Origin of the sequence: Pantoea sp. Ft-CA_14 (assembly GCF_024520875.1) — a bacterium.
In the GTDB taxonomy this organism is placed as follows: Bacteria; Pseudomonadota; Gammaproteobacteria; order Enterobacterales; family Enterobacteriaceae; genus Pantoea; species Pantoea agglomerans.
The window spans coordinates 57,687-69,963 of sequence record NZ_JALNPM010000002.1 but is presented as its reverse complement, the minus strand read 5'-3'; the positions used below and the strand labels follow the sequence as shown (position 1 = coordinate 69,963).

The 12,277-nt window shown below is 57.9% G+C and carries 12 protein-coding genes; 4 read left to right on the top strand and 8 right to left on the bottom strand.

Annotated features, from left to right (window positions below; genetic code table 11):
• Positions 1 to 289: 289 nt before the first annotated feature.
• Positions 290 to 529: a hypothetical protein gene (locus NR195_RS03500; RefSeq protein WP_010245020.1), complete on the bottom strand. Its 240-nt coding sequence runs from the start codon at positions 527 to 529 to the stop codon at positions 290 to 292.
• A 265-nt stretch (positions 530 to 794) separates the two neighbouring features.
• Positions 795 to 1,124, bottom strand: coding sequence for a cupin domain-containing protein (locus tag NR195_RS03495; RefSeq protein ID WP_010245017.1), 330 nt, complete (start codon positions 1,122 to 1,124; stop codon positions 795 to 797).
• Between the two features lie 139 nt (positions 1,125 to 1,263).
• Between NR195_RS03495 and NR195_RS03490 the strand changes: the two genes are divergently transcribed.
• Positions 1,264 to 1,902, top strand: a complete 639-nt coding sequence (locus tag NR195_RS03490; RefSeq protein ID WP_003853539.1) for an RpiB/LacA/LacB family sugar-phosphate isomerase — start codon at positions 1,264 to 1,266, stop codon at positions 1,900 to 1,902.
• Between the two features lie 70 nt (positions 1,903 to 1,972).
• Here the strand turns inward: NR195_RS03490 and NR195_RS03485 are convergent, their stop codons facing one another.
• From NR195_RS03485 to NR195_RS03460, 6 genes are all read right to left on the bottom strand, one after another.
• Positions 1,973 to 2,737, bottom strand: coding sequence for an ABC transporter ATP-binding protein (locus NR195_RS03485; protein ID WP_010245009.1), 765 nt, complete (start codon positions 2,735 to 2,737; stop codon positions 1,973 to 1,975).
• Between the two features lie 9 nt (positions 2,738 to 2,746).
• Positions 2,747 to 3,613, bottom strand: a complete 867-nt coding sequence (locus tag NR195_RS03480; RefSeq protein WP_158149743.1) for an ABC transporter ATP-binding protein — start codon at positions 3,611 to 3,613, stop codon at positions 2,747 to 2,749.
• The gene (locus tag NR195_RS03475; RefSeq protein WP_010670128.1) at positions 3,585 to 4,490 is read right to left on the bottom strand and encodes an ABC transporter permease; all 906 of its coding nucleotides are present in this window, start codon (positions 4,488 to 4,490) and stop codon (positions 3,585 to 3,587) included. Before NR195_RS03475 ends, NR195_RS03480 begins: the two co-directional genes overlap by 29 nt.
• Positions 4,487 to 5,518 carry an ABC transporter permease gene (locus tag NR195_RS03470; RefSeq protein ID WP_010245000.1) on the bottom strand — a complete coding sequence of 344 codons (1,032 nt, stop codon included), beginning with the start codon at positions 5,516 to 5,518 and terminating at the stop codon, positions 4,487 to 4,489. The genes NR195_RS03475 and NR195_RS03470 overlap by 4 nt, the downstream gene beginning before the upstream one ends.
• Positions 5,515 to 7,146, bottom strand: coding sequence for an ABC transporter substrate-binding protein (locus NR195_RS03465; protein ID WP_122888892.1), 1,632 nt, complete (start codon positions 7,144 to 7,146; stop codon positions 5,515 to 5,517). Before NR195_RS03465 ends, NR195_RS03470 begins: the two co-directional genes overlap by 4 nt.
• Positions 7,147 to 7,269: 123 nt before the next feature.
• Positions 7,270 to 8,424 (bottom strand): mandelate racemase family protein, encoded by a 1,155-nt coding sequence (locus NR195_RS03460; protein WP_256844125.1) that lies wholly within the window; start codon positions 8,422 to 8,424, stop codon positions 7,270 to 7,272.
• Positions 8,425 to 8,770: 346 nt separating this feature from the next.
• On the opposite strand from NR195_RS03460, the gene NR195_RS03455 reads away from it, so the two are divergent.
• From NR195_RS03455 to NR195_RS03445, 3 genes are all read left to right on the top strand, one after another.
• Positions 8,771 to 9,886 carry an ABC transporter substrate-binding protein gene (locus NR195_RS03455; RefSeq protein ID WP_256844124.1) on the top strand — a complete coding sequence of 372 codons (1,116 nt, stop codon included), beginning with the start codon at positions 8,771 to 8,773 and terminating at the stop codon, positions 9,884 to 9,886.
• Between the two features lie 165 nt (positions 9,887 to 10,051).
• Entirely contained in the window at positions 10,052 to 10,459 is a 408-nt protein-coding gene (locus tag NR195_RS03450; RefSeq protein ID WP_010244987.1) for a hypothetical protein, read from the top strand.
• A 12-nt stretch (positions 10,460 to 10,471) separates the two neighbouring features.
• Positions 10,472 to 11,773, top strand: a complete 1,302-nt coding sequence (locus NR195_RS03445; RefSeq protein ID WP_010670132.1) for a sorbosone dehydrogenase family protein — start codon at positions 10,472 to 10,474, stop codon at positions 11,771 to 11,773.
• Positions 11,774 to 12,277: the final 504 nt, after the last annotated feature.

The following is a 12,277-nucleotide window of genomic DNA, read 5'->3' as shown; positions in this document are numbered from 1 at the left end:
CGCATTACGCGAAGGGAAAGTAAAGCAGGTCTCGCCGAAGCGGGATTCAGGCTAACAAAACAGGGGAGAGATAAGCAATGAGAAGCAGGAAGTTGCTGGTGAGTAAAACCTGGATTTACCGCGCGTAACAGCCTTCGCTGCTGCGGGTGTTACTGCATTCAGCAAAAACCGCGGCTTTCGCTGGGCACGTTGACACGCCTGAACGGGGAAGTGCGCTCAGGCGTTGAGTGCGATATCAGATACGCTTTCAGAAAGGGGAGAATCTGCGCTGAACAGTTGGCGACTGACTTCATTTTTGTGCCATCAGCAACGTCAGCAGTTCGCGGCAGCATGCCTCTTCTTCTGCACTGTCTGCGGATGCCAGATGGCGCAGCAGTTCCATACAGCTTTTTTCCTTGCCCGCTTCCAGTAACTCTTCGATCAGAAAGTTGAGTTTGTCCTGTTCAGACACGGCAAAGGATGAACTAAACTCATTTTTGACCGGGCCACTGTGATTCACCGGCAACGTGAGGGTGTTTTGCATTGGCATAGTATTGTCCTGTTTCGGGTTAAAAAATGTTCGGCGGTTGCTATTAAACTTATACAACGATTCGTAATTTGTACAGAAATCTGCCCGATTGATTTTCAGGACGAAGCTAAGCGCAGCGCGGTTGCGGCGTAAATGTCAGCTAATCATTAAGTTAGCGGAAGATGGAATTTCAGAAAAATTCTGCGGGCCTGAAGCAGGATGCGGAGACGGGAAAACCAGGTCAGTCATGCGTCAGTTCAACAGGCGGCCCACCGGGCCGCATGCATTATTTAGCGGTCAGGAAATCTTCGCGCTGCGGTGTAAACGTATCCAGTAAGGTGCCCGCCTCAAGACAGACACAGCCATGAACCACATTGGGCGCTTTGTAGAGCGTATCTCCTGCGCCCACCTCACGCGTTTCACCATTGATGGTGAAGGCAAAACGTCCGCTCAGCACGTAGGTCAGCTGCTCATGGGGATGGTGATGCAGCGGGCCGACAGCCTCTTTCTCGAAAATCACTTCTACCGCCATCATGGTGCCGCCGTACGCCAGCACGCGGCGGGTCACGCCGTTGCCCAGATCTTCCAGTGGTCGCTCTTTATGGTAGATAAACATCGCAATCCTCCTGCGGTTGCCCCTGCTGCGGTGACCGTTTTGTGATGGATCTCACAGCGCTCGGGTGAATTAGTTTATGCACTTTAGTGGTTTTTCACTAAAATGAAACGGTGTTTCAATTAATTTATAAGGGTAGATCATGAAAATCGCGTTAATGATGGAAAACAGCCAGGCCGCTAAAAACGTTACCGTGCTGAAAGAACTGGAAGGCGTCGCACAGCCACTGGGCCATCAGGTCTTCAACGTCGGTATGAGCGATGAGCAGGATCACCACCTGACCTATATTCACCTCGGCATTCAGGCCAGCGTGTTGCTCAACAGCCAGGCCGTGGATTTCGTGGTCGCGGGCTGCGGCACCGGGCAGGGCGCGCTGATGTCGCTTAACATTCACCCGGGCGTCGTCTGCGGCTACTGTATCGATCCGGCGGATGCCTACCTGTTTGCCCAGATCAACAACGGTAATGCCTTATCTCTGCCGTTCGCCAAAGGCTTTGGCTGGGGCGCTGAACTTAACCTGCGCTTTATCTTTGAAAAAGCCTTCACCGGCGAGAAGGGCAATGGCTATCCGCCAGAGCGTAAAGAGCCGCAGGTGCGTAATGCCGGTCTGCTGAATCAGGTCAAAGCTGCCGTGATCAAAGAGAACTACCTCGACACGCTGCGCGCCATCGACCCTGAACTGGTGCGTACTGCCGTTAGTGGCCCACGCTTCCAGCAGTGTCTGTTTGAGCATGGCAAAAATCAGGAAATCGTCGCTTTTGTGCGTCAGCTGACCCACTAACGCATCCGGGGTCATAAGGCCGGTCTGACCGGCCTTTTTTTATTCTCTCTTTCCCGACATCAGCTGAACGTCAGCTCTGCTGCGCCAGCGCCGGATTGTAATGGCGACTCGCCTCCACCAGCATCCGGGTGTAGGGCATCGCGGCGCGGTCGGCCACCAGCGTCGGCACATCCAGCGTCTCCAGCACCTTGCCCTGTTGCATAACCGCCACGCGATGGCAGAGATGCGCGACCACGCCGAGATCGTGCGTCACCATCAGATAGGTCAGGTTCTCCTGCTGCTGCAGATCGCTGAGCAGATTGAGGATCTCCGCCTGCACCGAAACATCCAGTGCGGAGGTCGGCTCATCCAGCAGCAGCACGCGCGGCTCTAAAATCAGCGCCCGGGCAATCGCCACGCGCTGACGCTGACCACCGGAAAGCTGGTGCGGATAACGCGTCTGCCAGGCGCGATTCAGCCCGACCTTATCCAGCATCGCCACGACGCGCTGCTGGCGCTGCCCGATACCCTGAATCTGTAATGGCTCTTCAAGGATATCGCCCAGCGTATGACGCGGATGCAGCGAGCCATAAGGGTCCTGAAACACCATCTGCACCTGACGGCAGCGCGCCCGATCGATGCGGTGCGCCAGCGGCTGGCCATCAATGGTCAGCTCTCCCTGCCAGTGATTAAACAGGCCCGCCAGACACTTCAGCACCGTGGTTTTACCCGAGCCTGACTCACCGACCAGCCCGAAGATTTCACCCTGTTTAACCTGCAGGCTGACGTCGAACAGCACCTGATTACGGCGACCCTCTTCACCGAAACTCAGGTTGAGATTTTTCACCTCAATCATCGTAACTCCTTAGTCAGTTAGCCAGCTGGCGTGACGTTGTAACACTGGCAGACGCGTGCGCCGCCGATCAAGGTCGGGCAGTGCTGCCAGCAGTCCCTGAGTGTAGGGATGCTGCGCGCGGTCAAGTTCGCTGGCGGCCAGCGACTCCACCACGCGCCCGGCATACATCACCAGCACCCGATCGCAGAAGCTGCGCACCAGATTGATATCGTGACTGATAAAAATCAGTCCCAGACCGCGCGCTTTCACCAGATCATCCAGCAGCGCCAGCACCTGCAGGCGAACCGAGACATCCAGCGCAGAGGTGGGCTCATCGGCAATCACCAGTTCCGGCTCGGTGATCAGCATCATGGCGATCATCACGCGCTGCCCCTGACCGCCGGAAATCTCATGGGGATAGAGCTGATATACCCGTTCAGGATCGCGGATCTGCACCTCCTCCAGCATCGCCAGCGCCCGCTGACGTGCCGCCGATTTCTGGCCACGATGGTGACTGCGCCAGGCTTCGGCAATCTGCTCGCCAACCCGGATCACCGGATTTAATGAATATTTCGGGTCCTGCATAATCATCGAGATGCGTTTGCCACGAATGGCGCGCATCTCTGCCGGGCTGGCGTGCAGCAGGTCGATATCGCCAAACTGCATCCGGCTCGCCTCAATGCGCGCCTTAGCCGGATGCAGCTGCAGCAGGGCGCGACCCACGGTCGATTTACCGGAGCCGGACTCACCGACAATCGCCAGCTTCTCCTGATCGAGCTGAAAGGAGACGCCACGCACCGCCGGGGTTATCTGGCGTCCGTTAACAAAGTTTACGTGCAAATCGCGCACGTCGAGCAACGGCGAGGCGTTACTCACTGCGGGGATCGAGCAGGTCACGTAGGCCATCTCCTAAGAAGTTAAATGCCAGGCTGTTAATCAGGATCGCCAGACCGGGAACGGTCACCACCCACCAGCACTCCAGCATGTAGGTGCGGCCACTGGCGATCATCGCGCCCCATTCCGGATCCGGCGGCTGCGCGCCCAGCCCGAGAAACCCCAGCCCGGCGGCGGTGAGGATAATGCCCGCCATGTTCATGGTGATGCGGATAATTACCGACGGCAGGCAGAGCGGAATAATGTGCTTCCAGAGCACCCGCAGCGGCGACGCGCCCTGTAAGCGCACCGCCGAGATAAAGTCCGCCTGACGCAGCGACAGCGTTTCAGCGCGGGCCAGACGGGCTATGGGTGGCCAGGCAGTGAGTGTAATCGCGATCACCACATGCTCCAGACCCGGCCCCAGCGCGGCAACAAAGGCCAGCGCCAGTACCAGGCTCGGGAAGGAGATAAAGATATCGGTGACGCGCATCAGCACGCCGTCGACTTTGCCGCCAAAATAACCGGCGGTGACGCCCAGCAGCAGGCCCAGCGGCCCGACGGTGACCGACACCAGCAGCACGATGTAGAGCGTGATGCGTGCGCCCCACACCAGACGACTGAAGATATCCCGGCCAAACTCGTCGGTGCCGAACCAGTGGGCCGCGCCGGGAGGCGTCAGCGCATTGTTCAGATCCTGAACCAGCGGGTGATACGGCGCGATCCAGGGCGCGAACAGCGCCACGATGCAGAGCACCAGCACAATGCCACCACCAATCGCGGTCAGGGGATTACAGGCCATGCGCCAGAGGAAATAGCCGCAGCGGGCAGCAAAACGCTGACAGCGCACCAGCCGCTCACGGGAATGACTCACAGACGCAGCGTCAAAAGAGATCGTCATACTTTGGTCCTCGGATCGAACACCTGATAGAGCAGGTCGGAGATCAGGTTAAGCAGCACAAAAATCAGACCCACCACCAGCACACAGCCCATCACCGCATTCATATCGCCCAGCATCAGACTGCCGGTGAGGTAGGAGCCAAAGCCGGGCCAGGAGAAGACGGTTTCAATCAGCACCGCGCCCTCCAGCAGCGAGCCATAGGCCAGCGCCACCACGGTCAGCAGCTGCACCAGGATATTGCGGAAGGCGTGCTGCCAGATCACCTGCCATTCAGTCAGGCCTTTGACCCGCGCGGTCAGAATGAACTCCTGCGACAGCTGCGCGAGCATAAAGCTGCGCGTCATGCGGCTGATATAGGCCATGGAGTGAAAGCCGAGCAGCGAGGCGGGCAGCACCAGATGATTCAGTGCATTCCAGAACACCTGACTGTTGCCCGCCAGCAGGGCGTCAATCAGCATAAAGCCGGTGCGACGTGGCACGATGCCATCCAGGCTGAAGTCCACCCGACCTGCGCCGCCGACCCAGCCGAGATGGGCATAGAACAGCAGCAGGCCAATCATGCCGACCCAGAAGATTGGGGTGGAGTAACCGGCCAGGCTGAGCATCCGCACCACATAGTCGATGACGCTGTTGCGACGCGCCGCCGCCAGCACACCCAGCGGCACGCCCAGTCCTGCGCCAATCACAATCGCCAGCGTGGCCAGCTCTACGGTTGCCGGAAAGACTCGCACAATGTCATGCACCACCGGCTGACCGGTGAGCAGCGCATGGCCGAGATCCCCATGCAGCAGCGCGTTAAGGTAGATGCCAAACTGCACCCACAGCGGTTTATCAAAGCCGAGCTGGTGATAAACCTGCTGATAGGTGGCCTGATCGGCGTCAGGGCCGACAATCGCCAGCACCGGATCCAGCGGCATTACCCGGCCAATAAAAAAGGTCAGCAGCAGCAGGCCGAACAGGGTAATCACTACCTGCACCGCGCGATGGCTGATGCGGCGGCACTGAGTTCGGGTCAGGGTCAGGATCATAGGGTGCCTCCCGCTTTGGCTTCAGGGGTTTTCCAGACATCGCGGAGGAAGGTGGTCGCTGAGGGATGCGGCTGATAAGCCTGCACCCGGTTGCTGACCACCACGGAGTCGAGCATTTGTGAAATCGGCATCAGTGCAGGCACCAGCTGGTCATAGCGCTGCTGGATGGCGTAATAGGCCTGCTGCTGGCGGGTTTTGTCGCGCTCCACCAGCGCCTGATCGATCATGCTGTTGAGCTGCGCGTCGTAGAAACCGGTGCGCCAGCCCTGGAAGTTGGTCAGCCGGGCGCTGTCAGCATTATTCGGGTTATAGACCAGCGCGCGCAGGCTGGAGTGGGGATGCGGCTCCACGCCGCTGCCGCCGCGTCCGACCAGCAGACTGAACTGGCGATCGCGCATCGCGCCATAGATCTGGTTACCGGTGCCAGTGATGATTTTTGCGCGGATCCCGCCCTGGAGCAGCGTCGACTGCACGGCGATGGCGATGTTCAGAAAGGGCTGATCGGCCAGCACCCGCAGCGTGGTGTCGAAGCCGTCCGGATAACCCGCTTCAGCCAGCAGTGCGCGGGCGCGCGGCACATCGAGCCGGTAACCGGGATCGGGCAGCGTGGCGGGCATGCCAGCCTGAATCGGGCGCTGATGCAGCTCGCCATAGCCGGTCATCAGGCTTTTATTGATGCCCTGATAATCGACCAGGTAGCGTACCGCCTCCCGTACTTTGATATTGTCGAAGTGCGGATCTTTCATGCTCATCGCCAGGTAGTAGATCGTTCCTTTTCTTACCGCATCAATGGTGAGGTCGGGGTCGTGCCGCAGGGCGCGCACGTCGGGGATCGCCATGTTACTGGCGATATCCAGATCGCCTTTCTCCATCATCAGCCGCAGGGTCTGCGACTCCTGCAGATGGCGGAACACCACCCGCGACATCTTCGCCTCGCCGCGCCAGTAATCGGTCGCACGACTCATGCGCAGCACATCTTTTGCCTGCCATACATCCAGCCGGAACGGGCCGGAGCCCGCTTCATGGGTGGTGAGCCAGCGGTTGCCCCAGTCGCCATCCACCTCATGCTGCTGCACGGTTTTGCTGTCCAGCACCACCATGCTGCCCAGCGCCGCCAGCGAGTAGATCACCAGTTGCGGATCGTTAGGTCTGGGCAGGGTGATCACCAGCGTGTGGTCGTCGGGCGCGGTAATCATCTGGTCTACATTGTCGCGGCTGAAGCCGTACGATTTCCATACCGACGCCTGCGCCAGGTTCAGATGCAGCACCCGCCGCATCGACCAGACTGCATCGGCGCTGGTCAGCGGATTGCCGGAGTGAAACCTGACGTTGTCGCGCAGGTGAAAAGTCAGGGTGCGGTTATCCGGACTGACTGACCAGCGTTCCGCCAGCGCCGGGCGCACCTCGGTGAGTTGCTGCGGGTTCAGCTCGACCAGTCCGTCATAGAGATTTACTACAATGCCGACCACTTCGTTGCCGGTCATAGCGGCCGGATCCAGGGTGAGCAGGTTATTCATATTCATGCCGACGATCAGCTGGTCATCCGGGGTCTTTGCCTGGATTGACGCGCTGCCCGTCAGCACCAGCAGCGTGATCAGCCACGCGCCACATCGTTGTGTCAGGGTCATAGGTAAAGTCCAGCAGGTCAGAGGTTTTCCCGTTTACGACTTTGCCTGCTGCTGACCACCGGGATGGCAGGCAGCAGGCGGGCGACGGGGTTATTATTGTTTGCCGTACTTCGGTAGTGCGATTTACCAGCGGTTCAGCGTGTGCGTCTCAATCCAGCTGAAGTTAATATCCTCACCCAGCCCGCTGCGGGTCGGCAGGGTGACAAATCCCTGATCGTCCATCGGATCGATCAGGCTGTTGAGGTAGGCGGGCGGTGTTTCATAATCCAGGAAGGGATGCAGCAGGCCGCGCTCATACCAGCGGCAGTTACGGATCGCCCCGACCACCGCCAGGCTGGCCGCACCGTTACCGTGCACTTCGCAATCCATGCCAAAGGCTTCAGCCAGATTCGCCACTTTCAGGGTGGGCGAGATGCCGCCTACGCCATTGGCACCGGCTCGCAGAATGTCGCAGGCTCCGGCACGCACCCAGTCGGCGCGGCTGTGATGTTTACCGCCCAGGCTCTCCGGACCAAGCACGTCGATAGAGAGGTTGTCGGCCAGCCAGGCGTAAGAGGCCATGCTCTCTTCCTCCATCGGCTCCTCGAACCAGGCGAAATTAAGCTTTTCCAGCGCCTTGCCGATGGTCAGCGCGTCACTGCGGCTGTACCAGTGATAGCCATCCAGCATCAGCGCGATATCGGGGCCAACCGCTTCACGCACCGCCGCGCACGCTTTGATATCCATCGCCGGGCTGGGTGCGAAGGAGACTGGCGGCATCCAGGTGTGTAGCTTGATCGCCTGATATCCGCGCGCCACCAGCTTTTCCGCGAACTGCGCATACTCATCCGGCGTTGATAATCCACCGCTCAGCTCGTCACCACACATGGTGCTGCCGTAAGCCGGGATCTTCTCGCGATAGCCGCCCAGCAGTTTGTGGACAGGCTGTTTCAGCTTCCGTCCAATCAGATCCCACAATGCCTGCTCCACAGCGGAGAGCGCCCGCTCGGTGAGCTGATGGGCGCTGCCGCGCTGCCAGTGCACCAGATCCTGCCAAAGACGCTCCCGGTCAAAGGCGTTCTGACCGATCAGCACTTTGCGGAAAAAGGCATTAACCACATGGGATCGCACCACTACCGGCGGCGCAAAGGCGTAACCACAGTCGCCTTCCTCGCTGGTCAGGGTCAGTAGCGCCATCTGCGCATCATTTTCCGGGCCAGGGTGTGAGTGTCCGGCGCTGTCGGCGCAACGCTGGGTGGGATAGGTAAAAAGGGTGACATCAATGGCGCTGATCTTCACGGTTAAGCTCCTGTGGCAGTCTGTCCTGATGAATTATTAAAACGCTGTTTCATTTTCAATCTAGCCTTCACAATTCATTAACGCATTAGCCAAAACGATACGATTAATGGCTAATATGTGTGCAACTGCCCAGGGTGTTGTGAACATATTCACGAAAGCTGACCGTTTTGTGAGCAGCGACACGCTGCGCTTTTTCCTCTCAAGGGATCACTTTGAGTGCAACTCCGCCAGTTAACCCCGCCGCAAAAAACATTTAACCGGATGACTTCCCCTGACCGCTGTTTTAGGTGATAGTAACGCCGCTTTACATTAATAATTCTCATTATCATTTGTGCGGGCTTTTACAATGAAAAAATGGTTTTTAGCGCTGGGGCTGCTCACGCTGGCAGGGACGGCTTCGGCCAAATTGATTACCGATGTCGCAGGCCGTCAGGTCGAGGTGCCGCAGGAGGCAAAACGCATCATTCTGGGTGAGGGTCGTCAGATGTATCTGCTGGCGGCATTTGATACTGATGCCCCATTTAAACGGGTGATTGGCTGGCGTGACGACTTCCCGAAAGCGGACTGGGACGGCTATCAGGCTTACGAAAAACGCTATCCGGAAATTAAAAAATTACCGACCTTTGGCGGTGCGAAAGATGGCACTTTCAATGTCGAGCAGGCGTTAACCCTGAAGCCCGATCTGGTGCTGATGAATCTGGAATCCAAAGCCGCCACCGATGAAGGCAAGCTGATTGAAAAACTGCAGGCAGTAGGCGTGCCGGTGGTGTTTATCGATTTCCGCGAAGCACCGATGGTGAATGCGGAGAAAAGTATCCGCATCATGGGCGAACTGGTGAACAAACCGGCGCGTGCCCAGGAAATTATCACCTTCCGCCAGCAGCAGATTGACCTTGTCACCTCGCGTCTGAAGAACTTTAACGGCTACCGCCCGAAAGTGATGATTGACCGTGCAGGCGGCTACAGCGACGAGTGCTGCATGTCGTTTGGCAATGAGAACTTTGGTCAGATGGTCGAGATCGCGGGCGGTCGTAACATCGCTAAAGATCTGATCCCTGGCACCTTCGGCACCGTTAACCCGGAACAGATTATCGCCAGCCAGCCGGATGTGGTGGTGGTGACCGGCGCTAACTGGAAGAATTACAATACCGTGGGCAAATGGGTCGGCGTCGGTCCGGGTGCCAATGTCACCGAGGCTACCGCGCGTCTTAAGGGGCTGATGATGCGCGATGCTTTTAAAACCCTGCCGGTGGCGCACAACGGCAATGTCCACGCCATCTGGCATCAGTTCTACGACAGCCCTTACCAGTTTGTGGCTATCCAGGCGCTGGCGAAATGGCTGCATCCCGATCTGTTTGCCGATCTGGATCCGGACGCCACCTTCCGCACGTTCCACGAGAAGTTCCTGCCGCTGCCTTATCAGCCAGGATACTGGGTTACTTTACCCGCTGATAAACCCTGACTGACCGGCGATGACAGGGACGTCATCCGCCTGATTTGCAATTCCTCCCGAATAAACCCTCTGTTTCTCTTCAGATTTACTAATCTTTTACAGGCGCGGAGTCAGTTGCTCTGAGCAGCGCGACGTCTGACGCGGTCCGCATTCACGTTAAAAATGGAGAGAAACATGCGCAATACCCTGGGAAGATCGGCCTTTGCCGTGACGCTGTACGCTCTGCTGGAGCCGGTGCCGCTGGGCTTTTTTGTCGCGGCCTGGCTGTTCGATATTCTCTATAGCCAGACCTTTGTGCTGTTCTGGACGGATGCCGCAGGCTGGCTGATTGCGCTGGGACTGATACTGGCGATTGTGCCGCGACTCATCGCGCTGGTTTATCTGTTCCGCGGCAGTGACAGTGCGGAAAAGAGTCATTTCTGGCTCTGGCTGGTGGCGATTGTGATCGCTATCGTCAATGCGTTTATTCACAGCCGTGATGCCGCCGCTGTCATCCCGCTGGGCGTGACGCTTTCGACGCTGGTGGTAGCGCTGCTGCTGCTGGCGAATGTGCAACTTGCGTTACGTCAGCGTAGCGCTTAAGGAGGAGCCACCATGAAGATACCGCATAAAACGTTGCTCGCGCTTACCCTGACAGCACTGCTGGCAGGCTGTGATGATGGTGCGCTGGTCGATCCGCAAAAGCAGATCGGACCGAATCCTGAACTGCCGCAGGCACAGAACTTCTTTATGCCGCCGATGCAGGTGCCGGAAGGCACGCCGTGGAAAGCGGGCGAAATGCCAAAAGTGGCTGACGGGCTGAAAATCGAAAAGATCGCTGACAATCTGCAGCATCCGCGTCAGGTTTATGTGCTGCCGAATAACGATGTGCTGGTGGCGGAATCCAACGGCCCGGCCAAACCCACTACCCGGCCTAAACAGCTGATTATGGGCATTGTGCAGAAAGCGTCAGGTAAGGGCGGCGCTGGCGGCAACCGGATTACGCTGCTGCGCAACGTCAATGGTAAATGGGAGCAGCACCGCTTTATTGAGAATCTGCACTCGCCGTTTGGTATGCAGCTGATTGGCAATACCCTTTACGTCGCGAATGCTGACAGCCTGGTGAAGTTCCCCTATCGCGAAGGGGAGACGGAGATCCGCACCGCGCCTGAAGAGGTGACGGAACTGCCGGGCGGGCCGATTAACCACCACTGGACCAAAGCGCTGTTGGCCAGCCCCGATGGCAGCAAGCTCTATGTGGGTGTCGGCTCCAACAGTAACGTCACCGAGAACGGCATTGGCGCAGAGTATCGCCGCGCCGCGGTGCTGGAAGTGGACGCGGCCAGCGGTGCCAGCCGGATCTACGCCAGCGGATTGCGCAATCCGACCGGCTTACAGTGGGAACCGCAGAGCGGAAAACTGTGGGCCATCGTCAACGAGCGTGATGAAATCGGCTCCGATCTTGTGCCTGACTACATGACCTCAGTGCAGGACAAAGGCTTCTATGGCTGGCCCTACAGCTACTTTGGTCAGCATGTGGATACCCGTGCCGAACCGCAGCGTCCCGATCTGGTTGAGAAGGCGATTAAGCCTGATTATGCCCTGAGTTCGCATGTCGCTCCGCTGGGGCTGCTGTTCTACGGCGCAGATAACATGCCGCAATACCAGGGCGGTGCGTTTATCAGTGAACATGGCAGCTGGAACCGTACGCCGCTGAATGGCTACAAAGTGGTGTGGGTGAAATTTGAAAACGGCAAGCCGGTGGGTCAGCCGCAGACGGTGGTCTCGGGCTTCCTGACGGACGACGAAAAGCAGGTGCGTGGATTACCGGTCGGTCTGGCCAGCGACAAACAGGGCGGTGTCCTGATTGCTGATGATGCGGGTAATACCGTGTGGCGAATCAGCGCCGCGAAGTAAGCATTGCGCTGTTTTTTTAAGCAGAAAGCAGGCATAAAAAAAGGATTTGGCATTTCGCCAAATCCTTTATTTTTTGTTCGCTACCCGGCTGGTAACCGCGCTGCGAACGAGGTGCTCAGCACTCTCCACAAACAAGATTGTAAAATGTGCGGCTAAGGATTTCAAGTTTCGCCAAAATGCTGTATGTTTATACAGGTGTTGAGTGTTGAGCATCGCCTCATTGTCGACTGGCCGCTCCCAGGGGCACGGTTTTAAAATCCCGGCAGGCATCAGGTGGTGCTGGCCTGTGGCTTTAACCATGAGTGCCGCTCAGCTCTCTCCACAAAGATGTGCTTAGGCGCCCGGCGGGTAGAGTCAAAGCCCTGGTTGCCGAACAGCGCGCTCCTGTAAAAGGAGAAGGAAAGTGATGGAACTGACTAAGCTGATTCTGGATCTTATCCGGGTCATCTTGCAGATCATCGTTGCCCTTATGCAACTGACCGGTCACGCAGGTTAACCGGAACT